We start from the raw sequence: 23,337 nt of genomic DNA, 5'->3' as shown, positions 1-23,337 counted from the left end.
AGCATGACTGCCTCGGAGGCGTCGCAGTGATCGAGCAGTATGTTCTGGATCTTCAAGAGGTCGACGAGACCCGGGTCGCGGTCGTTGGCGGCAAGGGCGTGCACCTGGGCGGGCTGTCGCGGATCGAAGGCATCCGCGTGCCGGGTGGCTTCTGCGTGACGACGGACGCCTTCCGGCGGATCATGGTGGAAGCGCCGTCGATCGACGACCGGCTCGATCAGCTGTCGCGCGTGAACCCGGACGACCGGGAGGGGATCCGCACGCTCAGCGCGCAGATTCGCCGGACCATCGAAGACATTGCCATCCCGGGCGATCTCGCGGCCGCGATCACCCGCGCGCTCGCCCGGCTCGGCGAGCAAGCCGCCTGCGCCGTCCGATCCAGCGCGACGGCAGAGGACCTGCCGACGGCCTCCTTCGCCGGACAGCAGGACACTTATCTGAACGTCGTGGGGCCGACGGCGATCCTGCAGCACGTCAGCCGGTGCTGGGCCTCGCTGTTCACCGAGCGGGCCGTGACCTACCGCCAGCGGAACGGCATCGACCACCGCGCGGTCCGCATGGCCGTGGTCGTGCAGCGGATGGTCCTCCCGGATGCGGCCGGCATCCTGTTCACGGCCGACCCCGTCACGGGCAACCGGAAGGTCGCCACCGTGGACGCCGGGTTCGGCCTCGGCGAGGCCCTGGTCTCCGGCCTGGTGAACCCGGACGTCTTCAAGGTGCGAGACGGCGAAGTCGTCGCCAAGGCGATCGCCGCCAAACAGCGTGCCATTCACGCCCTGCCGGCCGGCGGTACGCAGGAAGTGGCGATCGACCCGCCGCAGCAGGAGCAGCCGGCGCTGACGGATGCGCAGGTCGTGCGGCTCGTGCAGCTCGGGCGCCGGATCGAGGCGCACTTCGGCCGCCCGCAGGACATCGAATGGTGCCTGGTCGGTGCTGACTTCCAGATCGTTCAGAGCCGGCCGATCACGACGCTGTTCCCCATCCCCGAGACCGGCGACCAGGAGAATCACGTCTACGTCTCCGTCGGCCACGGGCAGATGATGACCGACCCGATGAAGCCCCTGGGGATCTCCGTGTGGCAGCTGACGGCCATGGTGCCGATGCACGAGGCCGGCGGGAGACTGTTCGTCGACGTCACCCCGCGGCTGGCCACGCCCGCGGCCCGCGCCGGCCTCCTGGATGTCATGGGGAGAGGCGATCCGCTGATCAGGGACGCGCTGGAGACCGTCCTCGACCGCGACGATTTCGTCCCGTCGCTCCCGGACGCTGCTCCCGGCGGGCCGCCGCCCAGGGGCGTACGCGACCCGATCGAGACCGATCCGGCCATCGTCACCGAGCTGGTCGAGCGCAGCCGGGCGTCCATCGCCGCCCTGGAGCGCGACATCCGGACGAAGACCGGACCGGCGCTGTTCGACTTCCTGCTGGAGGCCTTCGAGGAGCACAAGCGAGTCCTCAGTGATCCGCTGAGTCTCCAGGCGATCATGGCGGGGATGGAGGCCACGTGGTGGCTCAACGACAACCTGCAGGAGTGGCTGGGCGAGAAGAACGCGGCTGACACGCTGACGCTGTCCGCGCCCGGCAACGTCACGTCGGAGATGGGACTGGCGCTGCTCGACGTCGCGGACGTGATCCGCCCGCAGCCGGAGGTGGTGGCGTTCCTGCAGGACGTCGAGGACGAGGGCTTCCTGGACGAGCTGGCGAAGGTCCCGGGCGGGACCGAAGCGCGCGACGCCATAGAGGCCTACCTCGACCGGTACGGCATGGGCTGCGTCGGCGAGATCGACATCACGAGGCCGCGTTGGCGCGAGCGCCCCAGCACGCTCGTGCCCGTCATCCTCGACAACGTCAGGAACTTCGAGCCGGGGGCCGCCCAGCGGCGCTTCGAGCAAGGCCGGCAGAAGGCGCGGAAGAAGGAACAGGAAGTGCTGTCACGCTTGCGGGCCCTGCCGGACGGGGACCGGAAAGCCGACGAGACCAAGCGGATGATCGACCGGGTCCGAACCTTCACCGGCTACCGGGAGTACCCGAAGTACGGCATCATCAGCCGCTACTTCGTCTACAAGCAGGCCTTGCTGGAGGAGGCCGGGCGCCTCGTGCGGGCCGACGTGCTTGCGGAGCAGGAGGACGTCTTCTACCTCACGTTCCAGGAGTTCCGCGACGTCGTGCGCTCGAACCAGGTGGATGACCAGCTCATCCAGCAGCGCAAGGACGCGTTCCGGTCGTACCACGCGCTCACACCGCCCCGGGTGCTCACATCCGATGGCGAGGCCGTCACCGGGGCGTACCGGCGCGACGACGTGCCGGCCGGCGCCCTGATCGGCCTGCCGGTGTCCGCCGGGACCATCGAGGGGAGGGCCCGCGTCATCCTCGACATGGCGGAGGCCGAGCTCGAGGCGGGCGACATCCTGGTCACGGCCCACACGGACCCCAGCTGGTCGCCCCTGTTCGTCGGAATCACGGGCCTGGTCACGGAGGTGGGCGGCCTGATGACCCATGGCGCGGTGATCGCCCGGGAGTACGGCTTGCCTGCCGTCGTGGGCGTGGAGCAGGCCACCCGGCTGATCCGGGACGGGCAGCGGATCCGCGTGCACGGAACCGACGGGTACGTCGAGATCCTGCCCTGACCGACCACACCGGGAAGGCCCGTCTGTAGCTTCCGGCGAGGTCCGGGCGACCCTGGTGCTTCCAGGGCCGCCCGGCCTCGAACCCCTGCCTACTGCCCGGCCTTGGCGGGTGCCGGCGTCTCGACGAGCCCGGTCAGAGCCTGCGGCAGTGGACCCTGGTGCAGGACGCCGAGACGCTGGGTGGCGCGCGTGAGGGCGACGTAGAGCTCGGCCGCGCCGCGCGGACCGTCGGCGAGGATCCGTTCCGGTTCCACGACCAGGACGGCGTCGAACTCCAGGCCCTTCGTCTCCGACGGCGCCACCGCGCCCGGCACTTCCGGTGGCCCGATCACGACGCTGGTGCCTTCGCGGCCGGCTTCGTCCCGCACGAACTCCTCGATGGCAGCGGGCAGTTCGTCTTCGGTGACCCGCCTGGACCAAGGCTGGACGCCGCACGCGCGGACCGACTCCGGCGGCCGGACCCCGGGCGCGAACTCGGCGAGCAGCGCGGCGGCGATGTCCATGATCTCCGCCGGGGTGCGGTAGTTCACCGACAGCGACCGGTAGACCCAGCGGCCGGGCACGTACGGCTCCAGCATCGTGTCCCAGGACGTCGCCCCGGCCACGGACCGGCGTTGGGCGAGGTCGCCGACCACGGTGAACGACCGGCCCGGACAGCGCCGCATCAGCACTCGCCAGTCCATTTCGGACAGTTCCTGTGCCTCGTCGACCACGACGTGGCGGTAGGTCCAGTCCCGGTCCGCCGTGGCGCGTTCGACGAGGTCCCTGGTGTCCTGCTCGACGAAGCGTTCCGCCAGGTCGTCGGCGTAGAGCAGGTCGGTGGCGAACAGGTGGTCCTCGTCGTCCATCGAGTCCTGGCGGCCGACGAGGCTGTCCAGCACGTCGGCGGCGTGCTGGGCCGCGGCCGCCCGCTCCCGCTCGGCGGTCCGGTCGGCCGACTTGTCCGAACCCAGCAGGTCGACCAGCTCGTCGAGCAGCGGCACGTCCGACACCGTCCAGGCGTCGCCGTCGGCGCGCGCCAACGCCGGGTCCCCACCGGCCGCCCGCAGCCGTTCGGGGGACGCGTACAGCCCTGCCAGCAGCGTTTCCGGTGTCAGGATCGGCCAGAGCTCGTCGAGCGCGGCGGTGAACTTCTCGTCGCCCGCGAGCTCCTTGACCAGGTCCGACCGCAGCTCTTCCCACCCCGCGCGGTCCGCCCGGGTCAGCCAGCCCCGGCCGATCCTGGCGATCGCCCGTTCGGTGAGCACGTACGTGACGATCTCGGTGAACACCGCGCGGGCCTCGTTGTGCGGCAGCCCGCTGTCGCGCGCCTCGTGCCTGGCCCACTCCGCGGTCTCGGCGTCGATCCGCACCGTGACGTCCGCCAGTGGGATGGGCAACGGCTGCGCCGGCAGCCGCTGCCGGTCGGCGACCGCCGCCGCGAGCACGTCGAGGATCTTCAGCGAGCCCTTGAGCCGCGCGGCTTCCGGCGTGTCCTCGGCGGTGACGTGCAGGCCGGGCACGAGGTCGCCGGTGGTCATGAACACCACGTCGGACTCGCCCAGCGACGGCAGCACCCGGCTGATGTGGTTCAGGAACGCCGGGTTGGGGCCGACCACGAGCGCACCGTGGCGCTCCATCCGCTCCCGCTGGGTGTAGAGCAGGTACGCGACGCGGTGCAGCGCCACCACGGTCTTCCCGGTGCCCGGACCGCCCTCGATCACCAGCACGCCAGGGTGATCGAGCCGGATGATCCGGTCCTGCTCGGCCTGGATCGTCGCCACGATGTCGCGCATCCCGTCACCGCGCGGCGCGTTGACCGCCGCGAGCAGCGCCGCGTCCCCCCGCTCGCCGCCGCCCGGACGGCCGAGCACCTCGTCGGTGAAGTCGATCACCTGGCGCCCGCGCGTATGGAACTGGCGGCGCCGGCGCATGTTCTCCGGAGTCGCGGCGGTGGCGACGTAGAACGCGCGCGACGCCGGCGCCCGCCAATCCAGCAACAGTGGTTCGTGGTCGTTCTCCTCGTCGAAAAGGCCGATCCGGCCGATGTACGAATGGTCGCCCGAAAGCGTGTCCAACCGGCCGAAACACAACCCGTCGTCCGCGACGGCCAGCCGCCTCAGCGCTTTCGCCGACGCCCGCACCTCGACATCCCGTTCCATGGGCGACGCGCCGTTTCCGCGCAACGCCGCGTTGTACTGGCCTTTCACCCGCGTGCGCTCCGCGTCGAGCCGCGTGTAGAGCCCGGCCACGTAGCTCCGTTCGGACCGCAATTCCTCTTCGTACCCCTGAGTTGACACAGGCCCCTCACCGCGTTTAAACTGATAATAGGTTCGGCGGGTTCTCCTTTGAATTACGGAGGACACGTCGATTTTTTATTGTCCCCCTCTTGTCAAGAGGCTTACCGGCGAAGTCGCGAATTCGAGCGGGCGTGCGGCGCCGGGTCAAGACCGGTCAGGAATCGAGAAGCGCCGGTCCCCGGGCCGCGCCTAGCGTTCCTGCCATGACCTCCATCGACAACATCACCCTCGAGGTGGCGGACCCCGCGGCCGCCGAACGCTTCTACACCGCCGCCTTCGGGTTGGGCACCCAGCTGCGCCTGCGCGCCTCACAGGCACCGACCACCGGCTTCCGCGGGTTCACCCTGTCACTCACGGTGTCCCAGCCGGCCGACGTCGACGCCCTACTCGGCGCCGCCCTCGACGCCGGGGCGACGACGCTCAAGGCCGCTTCGAAATCGCTGTGGGGCTACGGCGGGGTCGTCCAAGCCCCGGACGGGACGATCTGGAAGGTCGCGACCTCGGCGAAGAAGGACACCGGCCCGGCCACCCGGCAGTTCAACGACATCGTGCTCCTGCTGGGAGTCGCCGACGTGGCCGCGAGCAAACGGTTCTACGTCGACCGGGGCCTCACCGTGGCGAAAAGCTTCGGCCGCATGTACGTCGAGTTCGCCACCGAGCCGGGCGCCGTCAAACTGGCCCTGTACCGGCGTCGTGCCCTCGCCAAGGACGCCGGCGTCTCCCCCGACGGCACCGGATCGCACCGGATCGCGGTCGTCGGCGCTGCCGAGCCGTTCACCGATCCGGACGGGTTCGCCTGGGAGACCACCTCGGTGACAGCCCGCGCGCCGGAACCCGGACAGCGGTGAGCGCCGCACCAGCTCGCCTCTGAACTGCGGAAACAGTCACGCGGGCAGGTCCGGGGGCCGCGACGCGAGCGGCTCCGCGACACGGCCCGGTAATGCTCCGCCCACCTCGGACGATTCAGTTCTGGACAGGGACCGCCGTCACCGACCACCCGTTCGGGCAGGTCCTGCCGATCGTTTGGGAGAATTACCGGCGATCGGTCGAACTGGGGGAACGAGGTGCGATGGCCCACGTGCGCAAGCCCGCCGTCGGCACCGTCGTGGCCTTCGCGGTTCTCGTGGTGCTGGTCGCCGCGTGCGCGCTGACCTACCAGCATTTCGCGTACCGGCTGCCGGACCTGGACCAGCAGACGGTCGCCGCTGCCGGGGAGGAAGGCAGGCTGGCCCGCGACGGTCTGGCACTGGCCGATTTCGGCGACTCCGAGGGCTACGCCTACGTGCGCAGCTTCGACCAGGTGGTCAGCATGAAGTTCCTGAGCGACAAGGAGATCGCCGCCTTCAGGAGCGGACAGCCCGGCGCCGCGCGGGCCACCGTGGCCGACACACGGCAGGGCCGGGTGGTGGCGGTCGTGGTCAAGATGGCGGACCCGGCGACGGCGCGGGCGACGGCTGCCGCGCTCGACCAGCTGCAGCTCGACACGGGCATGCAGGAGGTGCCCAGTGCGCCGGGCGTGCATCGGGCCGAGCTGCGGACCGGGCAGGCCGCCGACGGCAGGGCGCACTACGCCGACGGTCGGCTTCTCGTGCGCGTCGACCTCGAAGCGGCGCCCGGGACCGACCTCGAGCCCGCCTTCACCCAGCTGATCGACCGTCAGCTCCGGGAGCTGCCCGCCGATGGCTGATCTGGACACCCGCACCGGAAACCGCACCGCCACCCTGCCGGGGTTGCGGGTCGTGGTCGCGATCGCCGCGCTGCTCGTGCTCTACAGCTATCTGGGCGCGCTGTGGCTGAACCGGCACGGCTACTCGCCGGCCTCGCTCGTCGCCGTGCGGGACTGGCTCGACAAACCGACCGGCATCGGCGAGGACTTCGGCGTGCTGGGCATCGCCATGCTGCTTCTGGTGGCCGGTTTCCGGGTGGCACAAGGGATCCCGGTGCGCCGGATGCTGGTGACCGTCGTGCCGGTCCTCGTCCTCGCGGTGACGGCGAGCGCCGGGGCGCTGCTTCTCGGCGCCGACCCGTACAGCAGCCCGCAGCACGCGCAGGTCACGCCGCTGGCCTATCTCAGCAACCTCTTCCTGGTCGACCGGATCACCGGGCACCCCGCGCTGGTCGCGCTGAGCTGGCCGCTGGCCGTCGCCGCGCTGTCCGCTCTCCTGATCCTCGCCACCCGGCGCCTTCCGCCGTGGGCCGGCGTCGTCGTGCAGCTGGTCGTGCTGGGCGATCTCGTGCTGTTCGGCGCGAGCGGCCCCGCGCCGCTGCACCAGCTGGGCCTGCTGGCCGGGTTCACCCCGCTGTGCCTGCTCGGCGAAGTGCTGTGGCACGTGCGATCGGGGCGCGTGCACGGGCTCGTCGGCGGCGCGCTGGGGGCGGTCGCGTTCGGCGTGCTGGTGGTGACCGAGCAGAACTACGACGAATGGCACGGCCGCTGGTATCCGGTGACCGCGCTGTACGCGCTGCTGATCGTGCTGCTCGCGGCGCCGAGCGGTCGAGTCGCGGGCGAGACGGCCGTCGTGCGGTGGCTCGCGTCCCGCGCGCTGTGGCTCATCGCGTCCGGGGCCGTGGTGGGCTGGACCGTGCTCGGGCTCGGCTACCAGCACCTGCCGTTGCCCCTGTCCGCGGTCGCCGCGCTGCTCGCGACCGTGGCCCTCGCCGAAGCGGGCTACCGGTTCGTGCAGCGGCCACTCGGAGGCGACCGATGACCGCGCAGGTGTCGGAGCAGCCGGTGGCCGTCGGCGCGCCCGCGCGGAAGCCGGAACGCCTGCACGGCCTGGACATGTTGCGCGTGCTGGCCTCGTGCCTGGTGGTGTTCGGGCACATCGCGGCCTACTTCACGCTGTCGCACCAGCACTGGTGGCTGACCGACTGGGTGGAGAACGAGCTCGTCGGCAGCCTGCACCTCAACGCCAACCTGGGCTTCCTCGGCGTCTGCACGTTCCTGATGATCAGCGGTGTGGTGGTCACCCACGTGACCGCGCGCGAAGGGCCGGGGACCTTCCTCTACCGCCGGGTCAGCAGGCTGCTCCCGCTGCTGTGGGTGATCACCCCGCTGGTCTGGCTGCTGATCGACTTCGGCCTGCAGGTCTCGTCCACGCACGACCCGCACCTGGGCTTCGGCGACCTGCTGTCCGGGATGGTGCTCACCAACTTCTTCCAGACCCCGCAGGTCGGGCTGGTCGGAGTCACCTGGACGCTGTGGATGCAGATCATCTTCTACTGCTACGTCGCCGCGGCGATCCCGTTGCTGCGGCGGATACCGTGGCTGGCCCCGACGATCATGGCAGCGATCTGCTTCGTCACGATCCTGTTCTCCACCTTGTCCCGCAACTCCACCACCGGCTCGCTGCACATGTGGGCCCACCAGCTCGGCCAGTGGGCGGTGTACCTGCCGGTGCTGTGCATCGGTCAGCTCATCTCGCTCGTGCACACGCGCGCGGTGCACCGGTACGCCGCGCTGGCCATCGGCGCGGTGCATGTGCTGCTGTTCGTCTGGGCCGACCGGATCGGCGGGTTCACGTTCCAGGGCAACGCGATGCCGCGCACCCTGCTCGTGGTGACCGCCGTCGTGCTGCTGATGATGCGCGCGAACGGCCGGATCAGCCGGTCGAAGGTGATCGCCGGGTGGTCGCGCCGGACCTACGCGATCTACCTCGTGCACCTGGCGTGCCTGTACCCGTTGATGAACGCGCTGGTGCCACGCGTCGGCCCGGAGCTCGCCGTACTGGCGGGGCTCGCGGCCACGGCGCTGGTGTCGGACCTGCTGCACCGGTTCGTCGAGATGCCCGCCGAGCGGTTCCTGCGGACGCGGCGCAAGCGCTCCTAGTCCGCCGAGAAGCGGCGCAGGCCGGGGGTCGCCCAGGCGATCGCGGCGACGGCGGCGACGCACATCAAGCCGCCCGCGACCAGTGCCGTCATGCCGGACGTCGCGCCCGCGAGCAGGCCCGCGCGCAGGTTGCCGACGTCCGGGCCCGCCTGTCCGACGATCTGCTCCGCGGCGCTCGTGCGGCCCCGCAGGGCGTCCGGGGTGTGCAGCTGCACGACCGTGCTGCGGGAGATCACCGAAACGGTGTCGGCGACGCCCGCGAGCACCAGGAAACCCAGGCCCAGCCAGGCGTTCGGCGAGATTCCGAACAACGTCAGCGACACACCCCAGCCCGCCGAGGCCACCAGCATCACCACCCCCGGGCGCGGCAGCCGGGTGAAGCTGCCCGAGAAGACCGATGCCACCACCCCGCCGACGGCGATCGCCGTCAGGAACAGGCCCAGGGTCCGCGGGTTGTCGCCGAACCGCTCGGCGTTGATCAGCGGGAACAGGCTCACCGGCATCGACAGCACCATCGAGGCGAGGTCGGTGAGCAGTGCGCCGCGCACGATGGGCGTGCGCAGCAGGAATGACAGCCCGTCGGCCACGCCACGCAGGCCCGCCCGCGGCAGTTCGCCGTCCGGGCGCATCGCGGGCAGCCCGAACGCGCCGTAGAACGCCAGCAGGAAGGTGACGGCGTCGATGGCGTAGCAGCCGCCCACGCCGAGCCAGCCGATCATCACGCCGCCCAGCGCGGGGCCCACGAGCATGGCTCCCTGGAACGAGATCCGGTTCAGCGCCAGGCCTGCGCCCAGCTGGGTCTTCGGCAGCAGCCGCGGGATGAACGTGCGGGACGTCGGGCCGCCACCCGCGACGAAGGTGGACTGCACGGCCACCACCAGCAGCAGGAGAAGTACCGGCAGATGCCCGAGAAAACCTTGCACCGCGAGCAGGAACGAGCAGACGGCCTGGCCGGTCGTCGTCCCGAGGTAGAACCTGCGGCGTTCGACGCGATCGACGAGCGAGCCCGCGAAGAGTCCGAACACGATGACCGGGAGCGCCTGGGCGAGCGCCGCCGCGCCGGTCCAGACCGTGCTTCCGGTCGCCTGCCAGACCTGGAACATCACGGCGACGATCGTCATCTCACTGCCGAAGCCCGAGAACGTGCGGCCGATCCAGAACCGGCGGAACACCGGCGAGGACCGCAGCGGCGTGATGTCGAGCAGGGCGTGCCTCACCGCCATGCCGGGTCCTCGGCGAGCTTCTCGGCGATCCGGTCGTGAAAACTCTTGTGCCGCAACGCTTCCGCCAGCTCGGTAATCGTCATCGGGCCGTGCAGGTGCAGCCGGACCAGCTCCATCACGAAGCTCGGCTTGAGCCCGTCGATCCGCGCCTCCTGGTAGAGCCGGGAGATGTCCGCGTCCATCGCGTCCTGCAGCACCCTACTGTCAAACCCCGCTCCGGTGGCCGGGCGCGCCTATAGTCCGGACCGTGGGCATGAAGATCGTCGGGCTCGTGGTGCATCCCAGCAAGCCGGTGGCGGCGTCTGTCCGGACGATCGCGGCGTACGCCGGCGCACACGGGCTGCGGGTGCTCGTGCGGCAGTCGCAGGCGGCCCGGGTGCCCGGTGTCGAGGCGGTGCCCGACGAGGAGTTCACCGAGCAGGTCGACGGGCTGATCAGCCTCGGCGGGGACGGGACGATGCTGGGCGCGATGCGGCTCGTCGTCGCGCGCCCGGTGCCGGTGCTGGGCGTCAACCACGGCAACCTCGGCTTTCTCGTCGAGGTCCAGCCCGACCACCTGGAGTCCGCGCTGGACCAGTTGCGGCGCGAGGACTTCACGGTCGAGCCGCACAGCTGCCTGGACACGACCGAGCCCGCGAAGCGCACCGCCGCGTTCAACGACATCGTGCTGACCCGGCTCGGCCGCGCCGCCGTGTCCGTGGACCTCATCGTCAACGGCCGGCAGTTCGGCTACTACAAGTGCGACGCGCTCGTCGTCGCGACGCCGACCGGTTCGACGGCCTACAACTACGCGGCCGGCGGGCCGGTGCTCTCGCCGTCCGCGCCCGCGATGGTGGTCACCCCGGTCGCGCCGATGGCCGGGGTGAGCCGCCCGGTCGTGCTGGGGCCGAACGACGAGGTGCGCCTGCACGTCACCCCGGACAGCGTCGCGGTGGGCATCGACCTGGACGGGACCGAGGCGGGCCGCCTCGTGCCGGGCCAGACCCTGAGCGCGCGCCTGCGGCAGGACGCGGCGAAGGTCGTCCGGCTGGCGGCCGGGGCGCACGCGAGCCGGAGCCGGGTCAAGCTCAGTCTGCTCGACCTGCCACTACGCCCGGACCAGCTGCTCGAGCTGATCCCGGAGCACATGCGCCGGCGACTGGACCCTCCGCCGTTTGAGTGAGCGCCGTAGCGCGGCGGGTCCGGGCTGCCTACTGTCGGCTGGCATGGTGACGAACCAGCCTTATCGGCCGTTCGGGCTCTCCACCGGCGAGGGCCTCGGGGAAACCGTGCGACGGGTGACCGGGCGGTGGTGGCTGGTCACCCTGCTGGGTGTCGCGGTCACCGTGCTCGCGGTCTGCCTGCTCGTGAACCTGGCCACCGCGGTCGGCGTGCTGGCCGTGCTCGTCGCGATCGCCCTGATCGTCGACGGGATCAACGAGCTGGTCACGGCCGACCGGCAGCGCGAGCGCTGGCCCGCCTACGTCCTCGGCGCCGTGTGGATCGTGATCGGCGTGCTCGCGCTGGCGTGGCCCGGGCTCACGCTCCTGGCGCTCGCGACGCTCGTCGGCATCGGCCTGATCATCGGCGGCGTCATGCAAACCTCGATGGCGATCACGATGCGCCGCACGCTCCCGATGTGGGGACTGTGGCTGGGGCTGGGCGTGCTGACCGTGCTCGTCGGCATCCTCGCGCTCGTCTGGCCCGGCCTGACGATCCTCACCCTGGCGATCTGGCTCGGCGTCAACCTGCTCTTCCGTGGGATCGGCACGATCTGGTTCAGCCTGCTGCTGCGCCGGGCGCACGTTTCCTAGCCGGTCGCACTCACCGTGCCGGGAGCGCCGGCCAGCACCACCCAGCTGTGGCCGGGCACCGGGCTGTCCGGGCGGTCCCCGTGCGACGGCGTACCGATCACCGAGAAACCGTTGACATCCAACGGAAAACGATAGGGCTCGTCGCCGAGGTTGAGCAGCGTCAGCACCTCGCCCTCGGCCGCCTGCGCGCGCAGCGCCACGGCCCGGTTCGTCAGGTGGTCGACCGACGTGTGGGCGTGCACGAGCCACGGGTGCCGGCGGCGCATCCCGATCAGGCGCTGGTGCAGCCGGTAGGTCGGCCAGCCGAACGGCGCGAGCTCGTCCGGGGTGCGCGGGAACGCCGGGCGGACGGCGTCGTCGCCGCCCTCGCGCTCCTCCTTCAGCCCGCGGAACGCCTGCTCGTCGCCGTAGTAGATGCTCGGGATGCCACCCAGGGTCATCAGCAGCGCGAGCGCGTGCCCGAAGTGCCGCTCGTCGGTCAGCCGGGTGGCCAGCCGGGTGACGTCGTGGTTGCCGATGAACGTCTGCGGCAGGAACGTGTCGAGCAGCGCGGCGTGCCGTTTCAGCGCCCAGGCGAGCTCGAAGAAGTTCCCGTCGTTGAGCGAGCTCCAGATCGCCTTCCACAGCTCGTACTGGGTGACCGAGTCCAGCCCGCTGCGCTCGACGTAGTCGGCGTAGTCGCCGTGCAGGACCTCGCCGAGGAACCACGACTCGGGATGCCGTTCGCGCACCGGCGGCAGGACCTTCCGCCAGAACTCCGGCTGCACGGCGTACGCCGCGTCGAGCCGCCAGCCCGCGATGCCCCTGTCCAGCCAGTGGTCGAGCACGCGGACGACGTAGTCGGCGACGGCCGGGTTGTCGTGGTCGAGCGCGACCAGGTGCTGATGCCCCTCGAAGACCTCGTACCCGCCGTCCTCGCCACGGCGGAACCAGTCGCTGCCCTGGGCGAAGCGCCGGCTGACGTGGTTGAACACCCCGTCGAGCACCACCCGCAGGCCACGCTCGTTCGCCGCGGCGAGCAGGCGGTCGAAGTCTTCGTCGTCGCCGAGCCGCGGGTCGATGCGGAAGTGGTCGACGGTGTCGTAGCCGTGCGTCTCGGCCTCGAACACCGGGCCGAGCAGCAGGCCCGAGCAGCCGAGTTCGACCGCGTAGTCCAGCCAGTCCACCAGCTGGCGCAGCCGGTGGTGACCGGGCGCGTCCGAAAAGGCCCGTGGCGCACCGGTGAACCCCAGCGGATAGACCTGCCAGAAGATCGCGTGCTCCGCCCAGCGGACCATCCGTGCTCCTCGTCTCATGCCTACCGGTAGCGCGGTCCCCGCCGGACCGCGATGCTTTACGGGTGGATCAGGACCTCTCGGACCTCACAGCCCTCGCTGCCGTGTACGGAGTGGCTACCCGGTACGAAAACTCCGAACAACGCGAAGTCGTCGTCGACGACGATGTCGTGGTCGCCGTACTCGCGCAGTTCGGGGTCGACGCGTCGACGCCGGAGGCGATCCGGCGCGAGCTCGCCGCGGTCCGTGAGACCCGCGAACGTACCGTGCTGCCCCCGACCCTAGTGCTCCGGGAGGGCACCGGGCACGACGCCGGCGGCCCGGCCGTGGTGCACCTGGAAGACGGCACGCGGCGCGAGGTCGACCGGTTCATTCCCGGCGACCTGCCGCTGGGCTGGCACCGGGTCGTCACCGCCGATCAGGACGTGGTGCTGGCGGTGGTGCCGGACCGGCTGCCCGACGTGCCGCCCGCGTGGGGCTGGATGCTGCAGCTGTACGCGTTGCGCTCGGCCGAGTCGTGGGGCGCCGGTGACTACGGTGACCTGTCGGTGCTCGCGCGCCGCTCCGCCGAGGAGCTGGGTGCGGGCGTGCTGCTGGTCAACCCGGTGCAGGCGATCAGCCCGACGCATCCCGTCGAGCGTTCGCCGTACTCCCCCTCCAGCCGCCGCTTCGCGAACCCGCTCTACCTGCGGGTCACGGACACGAAAGCGTTTGCCGAGGCGGACGAGCAGACGCGTGCGCAGGTCCGCGCGCTCCAGCCCGGCTCCGGCGAGCTGATCGACTACGACGCGGTGTGGAGCGCGAAGCTGGCCGCGCTGGAACTGCTGTGGCCTGGGGAGACCGGCGAGCTCGACCCGGCGCTGGACGGCTTCGCCACGTTCAGCGCGCTCGCCGAGAAGCACGGCCCGGACTGGCGCGAGTGGCCCGAACCGCTGCGCGACCCGAGCAGCCCCGAGGTCGCGAAGGCCCGCGAAGAGCTGGCCGACCGGATCGCCTTCCACGGCTGGCTGCAGCACCTGTGCCGCGAGCAGCTCGACGCGGCGCGACGGGCCGCCCGGGACGCCGGCATGTCGGTCGGCATCGTGCACGACATGCCGGTGGGCGTGCACCCCGGTGGCGCGGACACCTGGGCGCTCGGCGACGCGTTCGCGCCGCGGGTCACCGTCGGCGCTCCGCCGGACGCGTTCAGCCAGCAGGGACAGGACTGGAACCTGCCGCCATGGCGGCCCGACCGCCTCGCCGAGCTGGGGTACGCGCCGTTTCGCGACGTGCTGCGCGGGGTGCTGCAGTACGCCGACGGCGTGCGCATCGACCACGTCGCGGGGTTGTGGCGGCTGTGGTGGATCCCACCGGGCGAGCCGCCGTCTCGCGGCACGTACGTGCACTACGACGCCGAGGCCATGATGGGCGTCCTCGCGCTCGAAGCGCAGCGTGCGGGGGCTGTGGTCGTCGGCGAGGACCTCGGCACGGTGGAACCCGAAGTCACCGAGACGATGCACGAACGGGGTGTGCTCAGCTCCGCGGTGCTGTGGTTCCAGCGCGACTACGACACGCCAGGGCATCCGTTTGTGCCGCCGGGGAAGTGGGACCCTGAGTCCATGGCGAGCATCACCACCCACGACCTGCCCACCGTGGCGGGCTGGCTCGCCGGTGAGCACGTGCGGGTCCGCGCCGAGCTGGGACTGCTCGACGGGCCGGTGGAACGCGAGTACGAAACGGCAGGGGAGGAACGCGCGGCACTCACCGAATTCCTGAAGCAGCAAGGGATTTCCGACGGGGACATGGTGGAGGCGCTGCACACGCTGCTCGCCTCGGCCGCGTCCCGGCTGCTGCTGACCGCCCCCGCCGACGTCGTCGGCGAGCGCCGTCAGCCGAACCTGCCGGGCACCGTCGACCAGTACCCCAACTGGCGGATACCCTTGTCCGTCACTGTCGACGAGTTCTTCGCCGACCCCGGCGTACGCCGTCTGGTCGCCACCCTGCGGGCCGCGCGCCCGCTGCACAACCGCTGAGGAGACCACGTTGCCGCCCTGGCCCGGAACGCCATACCCACTCGGAGCCACCTACGACGGTGTCGGGACCAACTTCGCCCTGTTCTCCGAGGTCGCCGAATACGTGGAGCTGTGCCTGGTCGACGAGGAGGGCAAGGAGGAGCGCGTCCGGCTGCCCGAGGTCGACGGGTTCGTGCACCACGGCTACCTGCTCGGCGTCGGTCCCGGGCAGCGCTACGGCTACCGCGTGCACGGCCCGTACGAACCCGGGAAGGGCCTGCGCTGCAATCCGAACAAGCTGCTGATCGACCCGTACGCCAAGGCGATCTCCGGTGACCTCGACTGGGACGAGTCGCTGTTCGGCTACCCCTTCGGCGCCCCCGACGACCGCAACGACCAGGACTCGGCCGGGCACGTGCCGCATTCGCTGGTGGTCAGCCCGTTCTTCGACTGGGCCGACGACCGCCCGCCGCGCACGCCGTACAACGAATCGGTCATCTACGAGGCCCATGTCAAGGGCCTGACGATGAACCACCCGGCCGTGCCGCCGCGGCTTCGCGGCACGTACGCCGGGCTCGCGCACCCCGCCGTGGTCGAGCACCTCAAGCAGCTGGGCGTGACGGCGATCGAGCTGATGCCGGTGCACCAGTTCATCACCGACCACGGGCTGGCCGAGAAGGGCCTGCGCAACTACTGGGGCTACAACACGATCGGCTTCTTCGCCCCGCACGAGGGCTACGCGGCGCTGCCCGAGCAGGCCGGCCAGGTGCAGGAGTTCAAGGGCATGGTCCGCGCCCTGCACGAGGCCGACATCGAGGTCATCCTCGACGTCGTCTACAACCACACCGCCGAGGGCAACCACCTCGGCCCGACGCTGTCCATGCGCGGGATCGACAACCAGGCCTACTACCGCCTGGTCGAAGACGAGCAGCAGTACTACATGGACTACACCGGCACCGGCAACTCGCTCAACGTGCGCAACCCGCACACGCTGCAGCTGATCATGGACTCGCTGCGGTACTGGATCACCGAGATGCACGTCGACGGGTTCCGCTTCGACCTCGCCGCCACGCTGGCCCGCGAGTTCTACGACGTCGACCGGCTGTCCACGTTCTTCGACCTGGTCCAGCAGGACCCGACGGTGAGCAAGGTGAAGCTGATCGCCGAGCCGTGGGACGTCGGGCCCGGTGGCTACCAGGTCGGCAACTTCCCTCCACTGTGGACGGAGTGGAACGGCAAGTTCCGCGACACGGTCCGGGACTTCTGGCGCGGCGAGTCCGCCACGCTGGGCGAGTTCGCCTCGCGCATCACCGGCTCGTCCGATCTCTACCAGGACGACGGCCGCCGCCCGTTCGCGTCGATCAACTTCGTCACCGCGCACGACGGGTTCACGTTGCAGGACCTGGTGTCCTACAACGACAAGCACAACGAGGCCAACGGCGAGGACGGCCGGGACGGCGCGGACGACAACCGCTCGTGGAACTGCGGCGTCGAGGGCGAGACCGAGGAGCCGGAGGTGCTCGCGCTGCGCGAGCGCCAGCGCCGCAACTTCCTCGCCACGCTCCTGCTGTCCCAGGGCGTGCCGATGCTGCTGCACGGCGACGAGATGGGCCGCACCCAGCAGGGCAACAACAACGCCTACTGCCAGGACAACGAGCTGTCGTGGGTCGACTGGCGGCTGGTCGACGAGCACCCGGACCTGATCGACTTCGTCGGCAGGCTCGCGGAGTTCCGCCGCCGGCACCCGGTGTTCCGGCGGCGCCGGTACTTCCAGGGCAAACCGATCCGCAAGAGCGACGAGGTCGCCGACATCGCCTGGTTCACCCCGTCAGGCGAGGAGATGAAGGAACAGAACTGGGACGACGGCTTCGGCAAGTCGGTCGTGGTGTTCCTCAACGGCCAGGGCATCCCGGACCTCGACCCGCGTGGGATGCCGGTGCGCGACGACTCGTTCCTGATGGCGTTCAACGCGCACTACGAGGACATCGAGACGACGGTGCCCGACGGCGAGTACGGGGCCGAGTGGGCGATCATGATCGACACCGCGAAGGGCGAGATCGTCGAGGAGCCCGGTGAGCCGGACGTCGCGGCGGGCGGCAAGGTCACGCTGGCGGCCCGGTCGCTGATGGTGCTGCAGCGTGTCGAGCGGGAAGCCGAATGACCCCACCCAGCTCCACCTACCGGTTGCAGCTGCGCCCGGAGTTCACCTTCACCGACGCCGCCGACCAGGTCGACTACCTGCGGAAACTCGGTGCCGGCGCGCTGTACGCGTCGCCGGTGCTCGACGCCACGCCCGGTTCGACCCACGGCTACGACGTCGTCGACCCGACCCGGGCGCGGCCCGCGCTGGGCGGCGAGCAGGCCCGGCAGGCGCTCGCGCGGAAGCTGCGCGAGGCGGGGCTCGGGTTCGTCGTCGACATCGTGCCGAACCACATGGCGGTGGAGGTCGCCAAGGCGAACCCGTGGTGGTGGGATGTGCTGCGCAACGGCCGGTCCTCTGCCTACGCCGAGCACTTCGACATCGACTGGAGCCGCGGCAGGCTGCTGCTGCCGGTGCTGGGCGACGACGACGCGGTGGCCGAGCTGAAGGTCGAGGACTCCCCCGACGGCCCCGAGCTCGTCTACTACGACCACCGCTTCCCCGTCGCGCCCGGCACCGAGGGCGGCTCCCCGCAGGAGGTGCACGCCCGCCAGCACTACGAGCTGGTGGGCTGGCGCCGTGGCAACGCGGAGCTGAACTACCGGCGGTTCTTCGACATCACCACGCTGGCCGCCCTCCGGGTCGAGCTGCCCCAGGTGTTCGCCGAGGCACACGGCGAGGTGCTGCGCTGGGTGGCCGACGGGGACGTGACCGGGCTGCGGGTGGACCATCCGGACGGGCTCGCCGACCCGGGCGGCTACATGCGCAGGCTCCGCGAGAGTGCGCCGGGTGCGTGGCTGGTGGTCGAGAAGATCCTGCATCCGGGCGAGGACCTGCCGCAGAGCTGGCCGGTCGACGGCACGACGGGGTACGACGCGTTGCGGGAGATCTCCGGGATCTTCGTCGATCCCGCCGCCGCGCCCCGGTTCTCGCTGCTCGCGGGCTCGCCGGACTACCACGCCGTCGAGGAAGAGGCGCGGCGGCTGGTCACGGACACCATCCTGGTCGCGGAGATGCACCGGATCGGCGCGCTCGTCGAGGCGCCGGACGCGCCGGCGGCGGTCGCCGAGCTGATGATCGCGTTCCCGGTGTACCGGTCGTACCTGCCCGAGGGCGAGGCCCACTGGGCACAGGCCGTCGAGCGGGTGAAGGCGAAGCGGCCGGACCTGGCGTCCACTGTGGACGTCATCGACCGGCAGGTCCGCGCCGAGCCGCACGGCGAGCTGGCCACGCGTATCCAGCAGACGTCGGGAATGGTGGTCGCGAAGGGCACCGAGGACACGACGTTCTACCGCTACACCCGGTTCGCGGCGCTCAACGAGGTCGGCGGTTCGCCGGACCGCTTCGGCACTTCCGTGGCCGAGTTCCACGAGCTGGCCGCCGCGCGCGAGGCCGGGTGGCCGGCCGCGATGACGACCCTGACGACGCACGACACCAAGCGCTCCGAGGACGTGCGGGCGCGCCTGGCGGTGCTGTCGGAGCTGCCGGACGAGTTCGCCGAGGCGGTCGAACGCTGGACCGGGCAACACGGGATCGACGAGCCCGCGCTGAACCTGCTGGCCTGGCAGACGCTCGTCGGCGCGTGGCCGATCACCGCGGACCGCCTGCGCGAGTACCTCGACAAGGCAGCCAAGGAAGCCAAGCTCCGCACCACGTGGACCGATCACGACGAGGAGTTCGAGGCGGCCGTCGCGGCCTGGCCCGGCCAGGTGCTGGGCGACCGGGAGCTGGGCGTCGAACAGTTCGTCGAGCGCGTCAAGGGCCCTGGCTGGTCGAACGCGCTGGGGCAGAAGCTGATCCAGCTGACCGCGCCGGGCGTGCCCGACGTCTACCAGGGCACCGAGCTGTGGGACCTGTCGCTGGTCGACCCGGACAACCGGCGCCCGGTGGACTACGGCGTGCGGCGCGAGCTGCTCGACCGGATCGTCGCGGGCGAGCTGCCCGAGGTCGACGACACCGGCGCGGCGAAGCTGCTGGTCGTGCACAAGGCGCTGACGCTGCGGCGCGACCGGCCGGAGCTGTTCCACGGCTACCGGCGGCTGCGCGCGGAGGGACCGGCGGCGGAACACGCCGTCGCGTTCGAGCGCACCGGGCTGGTCGTCGTCGCCACCCGGCTGCCGGTCGGGCTCGCCGCGGCGGGCGGCTGGCGTGACACCGTGCTGCCGCTGCCGCCGGGCGATTGGACCGACGTGCTGACGGGTACCTCCGCGGTCGCCGAGTTGTCCGGTCTGCTGTCGCGGTATCCCGTGGCGTTGCTGGTTCAAGGAGATCGATGAGCTTCACCGTGTGGGCCCCGGGGCAGGACCGGGTCCGGGTGCGGGTCGACGGCGCCGACCACGACATGACCCTGCGCGACGGCGACTGGTGGTACTCCGACGCCACGGGCACGGACTACGCGTTCCTGCTGGGCGAGGACGACGAACCGTTGCCGGACCCGCGGTCGCGCCGACAGCCCGAAGGCGTGCACGGCCCGTCGCGCGTGTACGACCACTCCTCGTTCGCTTGGACGGACCAGGGCTGGACGGGCCGGGCGCTGCCCGGCGGCGTGCTGTACGAGCTGCACGTCGGCACCTTCACCGAGGGCGGCACCTTCGACTCGGCGATCGAGAAGCTGGACCACCTGGTCGAACTGGGCATCACCTTCGTCGAGGTGATGCCGGTCAACGCCTTTGACGGCACCGCTGGCTGGGGTTACGACGGCGTGCTGTGGGGCGCGGTGCACGAGCCCTACGGCGGGCCGGACGGGTTCAAGCGGTTCGTCGACGCGTGCCACCGGCGCGGCCTGGCCGTGGTGCTCGATGTCGTCTACAACCACCTCGGTCCGTCCGGCGCGTACCTCGACCGGTTCGGCCCCTACTTCGCCGGACAGAACGACTGGGGCCCGGGGCTCAACCTCGACGGCGAAGGCTCGGACGAGGTGCGCCGCTACGTCATCGACAACGCGCTGGGCTGGTTGCGCGACTTCCACGTCGACGCACTGCGCCTCGACGCGGTGCACGCGCTGGCCGACCGCCGGGCGACGCATCTGCTCGAGGAGCTCGCGGTCGAGGTGGAAGCGCTTTCCACGGCGCTGCGGCGACCGCTGACGCTGATCGCGGAGTCCGACCTCAACGACCCCAAGCTGGTCACCCCGCGCGAGGCGCACGGGTACGGCCTGCACGCGCAGTGGTCCGACGACCTGCACCACGCCCTGCACGTGGCGCTGTCCGGCGAGACGAGCGGCTACTACGCGGACTTCGCCGCGCCGGGCGCGCTCGCCCGGACGCTGCGCGAGGTGTTCTTCCACGCCGGCACCTGGTCGTCGTTCCGCGGGCGCACGCACGGGCGGCCGGTGGACACCCGGACCGTGCCGGGCCACCGTTTCCTGGCATACCTGCAGAACCACGACCAGATCGGCAACCGCGCGACCGGCGACAGGCTGTCCGCGACGGTCTCCCCCGGCCTGCTCGCCTGCGGCGCCGCGATCGTGTTCTGCTCGCCGTACACGCCGATGATCTTCATGGGCGAGGAGTGGGCGGCGAGCACCCCGTGGCAGTTCTTCGCCTCCTTCCCGGACCCCTCGCTCGCGGAGGCCGTCCGTACCGGGCGGCGGCGGGAGTTCGCGCGGCACGGCTGGGGCGAGGCCGAGGTGCCGGACCCGATCGACCCGGCGACGGTCGAGCGTTCCCGGTTGCGCTGGGCGGAGCCTGCCGAGCCCGGGCACCGCGAGATGCTGGAGCTGTACCGGTCGCTGATCGCGTTGCGCCGCGAACGGCCGTCGCTGTCGGACCCCTTCCTCGACCACCTGGAGGTCCGCGCGGAGGGATCGTGGCTCGTCCTGTACCGCGGCACCCTGCGGCTGGCGGTGAACCTCGGGCCCGAACCGGTCACCGTCCCGCTCGACGGGGAGGCCTCGCAGGTCCTGCTCTCCTGGGGCGAGGCGAGCGCCTCCGGCACGACCGCGACCCTGCCGCCGGAGAGCTTCACACTGGTGGAACTGCTCGATTGAGCGCCGGAGAGTAACGCCTGAGCTGCGGATGTGTGAAATGTCGGGGTGGGCTGAGAAGATCGAGACATGGCCATCCGACCTGCAGCCGACACACCCGTCCTCGCCGGCCGCCCGTTTCCGCTGGGTGCGCACCCGGAGGGAGGGGGCGTCCGCTTCGCCGTGACCTCGAACGTCGCGGACGCCGTCGAGGTGTGCCTCATCGGCGAGGACGGCTCGGAGCGCCGCGTCGAGCTGACCGAGCGCACCTTCGGCGTCTGGCACGGCCTGGTTCCCGGCGTTACCTCCGGGCAACGCTACGGCTACCGGGTGCACGGCCCGTACGCCCCGCAGCGGGGCCTGCGCTGCAACCCGGCCAAGCTGCTGGTCGACCCGTACGCCACGCACATCACCGGCGCGCTGACCAACCTCGACGCCGCGCTCGGCTACGCCGGCGACCCCATGCACGGCAAGCAGTCCAAAGTGGACTCCCTGGGCAGCGTCCCGCTGTCGGTCGTCGGCTCGCACGGCGGCCCCGACACCGGGGTCAAGCCCGAGGTGCCGTTCGAGGAGTCGGTGATCTACGAGCTGCACGTCAAGGGCTTCACCCAGCGGCACCCGTTCATCCCCGAGCACCTGCGCGGCACCTACCTCGGGCTCGCGCACCCGGTCGTCACCGAGCACCTGGTCCGTCTCGGCGTCACGGCCGTCGAACTGCTGCCGGTGCACTGGTTCACCGAGGAGCCGTACCTCGTCCGCACCGGCCGCCGCAACTACTGGGGCTACTCCCCGCTCGGCTACTTCGCCCCGCACGCCGGTTACGCCAGCGAACCGGGCCGCGAGGTCGAGGAGTTCCGCACGATGGTCGCCGCGCTGCACGCGGTGAACATCGAGGTCATCCTGGACGTCGTCTTCAACCACACCTGCGAAGGCGGGTTCGAGGGCCCCACGCTGAGCTTCCGCGGGCTCGACGCGCCGGCCTACTACCTGCACGGCCCGCGCGGCGGCGGCTTCGACCTCACCGGCTGCGGCAACACCCTCGAAACCGCCTCCCCCACGGTGATCCGCCTGGTCACCGACTCGCTGCGCTACTGGGCCACCGAGATGGGCGTCGACGGCTTCCGCTTCGACCTGGCCAGCACGCTGGGCCGGCCACGCGGCGGCGCCTTCGACCGCGACTCGGCGATGCTCACGGCGATCACCACCGACCCGGTCCTCTCGGGCTGCAAGCTGATCGCCGAGCCGTGGGACGTCACCGGCGAGGGCTACCGGGTCGGCGACTTCGGCGCGCAGTGGGCCGAGTGGAACGGCCGGTACCGCGACACGATGCGCGACTTCTGGCGCGGCGCGGTCCGGGTGGACGACCTCGCCTTCCGGCTGTCGGGCTCCTCGGACCTCTACGACCACAACCTGCGCCGGCCGTGGCAGTCGATCAACTTCATCACCGCGCACGACGGTTTCACACTGCGGGACCTGGTGTCCTACAACGGCAAGCACAACGAGGCCAACGGCGAGGACAACCGGGACGGCACCAACGACAACCGCTCCTGGAACCACGGCGCCGAGGGCCCGACCGACGACCCGGACATCACCGCGGTGCGTGCCCGCCAGGCCCGCAACCTGCTCGCGACGCTGCTGCTGTCCACCGGCACCCCGATGATCGTCGCGGGCGACGACATGTGGCGCACCCAGCACGGCAACAACAACGCCTACTGCCTCGACGACGAGACGTCCTGGGTGGACTGGGCGGGCGGCCCGGACGCCGAGTCGATGCTCGCCTTCGCCCGCCGCGTGATCCACCTGCGCGCGGACAGCCCGGCGCTGCGCCAGCCGCAGTTCTTCGAAGGCCGCCCCACGCCCACGGGCAAGCCGGACCTCGTCTGGCTGCGGCCCGACGCCGAGGAGATGACCGAGAAGGACTGGTTCGACGACGACCGGCGCACCCTCGGCATGTGGATCGACGGGTCCAACAGCCAGTCCCGCACCCGGGCCGGTGAGCTGATCCCGGATCACTCGTGGCTGCTGTGGCTGCACGCCGGCGACGAGCCGGTGGAGATCACGCTGCCCCGCGAGGAGTACGGGCCGTCGTTCAAACCGACGCTCGACACCAGCCGTCCCGACGGCGGACCGGTTTCCTCGGATCCGCTCAAGCCCGGCAGCACGCTCACCCTCCCCGCGCGATCGCTGCTTCTGTTGCGCGCACCCCGCTAACCGGTGACA

16 protein-coding genes are annotated in these 23,337 nt (G+C 71.1%); 12 read left to right on the top strand and 4 right to left on the bottom strand.

Annotated features, from left to right (window positions below; all coding sequences use genetic code 11):
• Positions 1 to 26 precede the first annotated feature (26 nt).
• Complete coding sequence (rph, locus tag LWP59_RS06500; RefSeq protein ID WP_144639811.1) at positions 27 to 2,624, top strand: rifamycin-inactivating phosphotransferase; 2,598 nt, start codon at positions 27 to 29, stop codon at positions 2,622 to 2,624.
• Positions 2,625 to 2,713: 89 nt separating this feature from the next.
• Here the strand turns inward: rph and helR are convergent, their stop codons facing one another.
• The gene (helR, locus tag LWP59_RS06495) at positions 2,714 to 4,903 is read right to left on the bottom strand and encodes an RNA polymerase recycling motor ATPase HelR (RefSeq protein ID WP_186383294.1); all 2,190 of its coding nucleotides are present in this window, start codon (positions 4,901 to 4,903) and stop codon (positions 2,714 to 2,716) included.
• A 203-nt stretch (positions 4,904 to 5,106) separates the two neighbouring features.
• Between helR and LWP59_RS06490 the strand changes: the two genes are divergently transcribed.
• The 4 genes from LWP59_RS06490 to LWP59_RS06475 all read left to right on the top strand — a co-directional run bounded on the left by LWP59_RS06490 (position 5,107) and on the right by LWP59_RS06475 (position 8,732).
• Positions 5,107 to 5,751: a VOC family protein gene (locus tag LWP59_RS06490; RefSeq protein ID WP_144639806.1), complete on the top strand. Its 645-nt coding sequence runs from the start codon at positions 5,107 to 5,109 to the stop codon at positions 5,749 to 5,751.
• Between the two features lie 221 nt (positions 5,752 to 5,972).
• A complete protein-coding gene (locus tag LWP59_RS06485; protein WP_144639803.1) occupies positions 5,973 to 6,590 on the top strand; it encodes a hypothetical protein in 618 nt (205 codons plus the stop codon).
• Positions 6,583 to 7,611, top strand: a complete 1,029-nt coding sequence (locus LWP59_RS06480; RefSeq protein ID WP_186383293.1) for a hypothetical protein — start codon at positions 6,583 to 6,585, stop codon at positions 7,609 to 7,611. The genes LWP59_RS06485 and LWP59_RS06480 overlap by 8 nt, the downstream gene beginning before the upstream one ends.
• A complete protein-coding gene (locus tag LWP59_RS06475; RefSeq protein WP_186383292.1) occupies positions 7,608 to 8,732 on the top strand; it encodes an acyltransferase family protein in 1,125 nt (374 codons plus the stop codon). The genes LWP59_RS06480 and LWP59_RS06475 overlap by 4 nt, the downstream gene beginning before the upstream one ends.
• Here LWP59_RS06475 and LWP59_RS06470 read toward each other — a convergent pair.
• Together LWP59_RS06470 and LWP59_RS06465 are read right to left on the bottom strand one after the other, a co-directional pair.
• The gene (locus tag LWP59_RS06470; RefSeq protein ID WP_144639797.1) at positions 8,729 to 9,955 is read right to left on the bottom strand and encodes an MFS transporter; all 1,227 of its coding nucleotides are present in this window, start codon (positions 9,953 to 9,955) and stop codon (positions 8,729 to 8,731) included. The two genes, LWP59_RS06475 and LWP59_RS06470, sit on opposite strands and share 4 nt — an antisense overlap.
• Positions 9,946 to 10,152 carry a hypothetical protein gene (locus tag LWP59_RS06465; RefSeq protein WP_222425572.1) on the bottom strand — a complete coding sequence of 69 codons (207 nt, stop codon included), beginning with the start codon at positions 10,150 to 10,152 and terminating at the stop codon, positions 9,946 to 9,948. The genes LWP59_RS06470 and LWP59_RS06465 overlap by 10 nt, the downstream gene beginning before the upstream one ends.
• A gap of 56 nt (positions 10,153 to 10,208) precedes the next feature.
• Between LWP59_RS06465 and LWP59_RS06460 the strand changes: the two genes are divergently transcribed.
• Both LWP59_RS06460 and LWP59_RS06455 read left to right on the top strand, forming a co-directional pair.
• Positions 10,209 to 11,117: an NAD(+)/NADH kinase gene (locus tag LWP59_RS06460; protein WP_144639834.1), complete on the top strand. Its 909-nt coding sequence runs from the start codon at positions 10,209 to 10,211 to the stop codon at positions 11,115 to 11,117.
• A gap of 43 nt (positions 11,118 to 11,160) precedes the next feature.
• The gene (locus tag LWP59_RS06455) at positions 11,161 to 11,748 is read left to right on the top strand and encodes an HdeD family acid-resistance protein (protein ID WP_144639794.1); all 588 of its coding nucleotides are present in this window, start codon (positions 11,161 to 11,163) and stop codon (positions 11,746 to 11,748) included.
• On the opposite strand, the gene LWP59_RS06450 is transcribed toward LWP59_RS06455, so the two are convergent.
• Complete coding sequence (locus LWP59_RS06450) at positions 11,745 to 13,025, bottom strand: alpha-amylase family glycosyl hydrolase (protein WP_144639791.1); 1,281 nt, start codon at positions 13,023 to 13,025, stop codon at positions 11,745 to 11,747. The two genes, LWP59_RS06455 and LWP59_RS06450, sit on opposite strands and share 4 nt — an antisense overlap.
• A 62-nt stretch (positions 13,026 to 13,087) precedes the next feature.
• Between LWP59_RS06450 and malQ the strand changes: the two genes are divergently transcribed.
• The 5 genes from malQ to glgX (LWP59_RS06425) all read left to right on the top strand — a co-directional run bounded on the left by malQ (position 13,088) and on the right by glgX (LWP59_RS06425) (position 23,328).
• A complete protein-coding gene (gene malQ, locus LWP59_RS06445) occupies positions 13,088 to 15,034 on the top strand; it encodes a 4-alpha-glucanotransferase (protein WP_144639788.1) in 1,947 nt (648 codons plus the stop codon).
• A 10-nt stretch (positions 15,035 to 15,044) separates the two neighbouring features.
• The gene (gene glgX, locus LWP59_RS06440; RefSeq protein ID WP_144639769.1) at positions 15,045 to 17,174 is read left to right on the top strand and encodes a glycogen debranching protein GlgX; all 2,130 of its coding nucleotides are present in this window, start codon (positions 15,045 to 15,047) and stop codon (positions 17,172 to 17,174) included.
• Complete coding sequence (gene treY / locus LWP59_RS06435) at positions 17,171 to 19,429, top strand: malto-oligosyltrehalose synthase (RefSeq protein ID WP_144639767.1); 2,259 nt, start codon at positions 17,171 to 17,173, stop codon at positions 19,427 to 19,429. Before glgX (LWP59_RS06440) ends, treY begins: the two co-directional genes overlap by 4 nt.
• Positions 19,426 to 21,141, top strand: coding sequence for a malto-oligosyltrehalose trehalohydrolase (gene treZ, locus LWP59_RS06430; RefSeq protein ID WP_144639765.1), 1,716 nt, complete (start codon positions 19,426 to 19,428; stop codon positions 21,139 to 21,141). Before treY ends, treZ begins: the two co-directional genes overlap by 4 nt.
• Positions 21,142 to 21,207: 66 nt before the next feature.
• Positions 21,208 to 23,328, top strand: a complete 2,121-nt coding sequence (gene glgX, locus LWP59_RS06425; RefSeq protein ID WP_144639763.1) for a glycogen debranching protein GlgX — start codon at positions 21,208 to 21,210, stop codon at positions 23,326 to 23,328.
• The last annotated feature ends 9 nt before the right edge of the window (positions 23,329 to 23,337 follow it).

The organism is Amycolatopsis acidiphila (genome assembly GCF_021391495.1).
Lineage (GTDB): Bacteria > Actinomycetota > Actinomycetes > Mycobacteriales > Pseudonocardiaceae > Amycolatopsis_E > Amycolatopsis_E acidiphila.
The sequence above is the reverse complement of the archived record's forward strand: the minus strand, read 5'-3'. Positions and strand labels throughout refer to the sequence as shown.

Bases quoted from the DNA above. Each gene is read 5' to 3' on its own strand.
- LWP59_RS06490 (WP_144639806.1), top strand. From the start codon at position 5,107: ATGACCTCCATCGACAACATCACCCTCGAGGTGGCGGACCCCGCGGCC.
- LWP59_RS06485 (WP_144639803.1), top strand. From the start codon at position 5,973: ATGGCCCACGTGCGCAAGCCCGCCGTCGGCACCGTCGTGGCCTTCGCG.
- LWP59_RS06480 (WP_186383293.1), top strand. From the start codon at position 6,583: ATGGCTGATCTGGACACCCGCACCGGAAACCGCACCGCCACCCTGCCG.
- LWP59_RS06475 (WP_186383292.1), top strand. From the start codon at position 7,608: ATGACCGCGCAGGTGTCGGAGCAGCCGGTGGCCGTCGGCGCGCCCGCG.
- LWP59_RS06470 (WP_144639797.1), bottom strand. From the start codon at position 9,955: ATGGCGGTGAGGCACGCCCTGCTCGACATCACGCCGCTGCGGTCCTCG.
- LWP59_RS06460 (WP_144639834.1), top strand. From the start codon at position 10,209: ATGAAGATCGTCGGGCTCGTGGTGCATCCCAGCAAGCCGGTGGCGGCG.
- LWP59_RS06455 (WP_144639794.1), top strand. From the start codon at position 11,161: ATGGTGACGAACCAGCCTTATCGGCCGTTCGGGCTCTCCACCGGCGAG.
- LWP59_RS06450 (WP_144639791.1), bottom strand. From the start codon at position 13,025: ATGGTCCGCTGGGCGGAGCACGCGATCTTCTGGCAGGTCTATCCGCTG.
- treY (WP_144639767.1), top strand. From the start codon at position 17,171: ATGACCCCACCCAGCTCCACCTACCGGTTGCAGCTGCGCCCGGAGTTC.
- treZ (WP_144639765.1), top strand. From the start codon at position 19,426: ATGAGCTTCACCGTGTGGGCCCCGGGGCAGGACCGGGTCCGGGTGCGG.
- glgX (WP_144639763.1), top strand. From the start codon at position 21,208: ATGGCCATCCGACCTGCAGCCGACACACCCGTCCTCGCCGGCCGCCCG.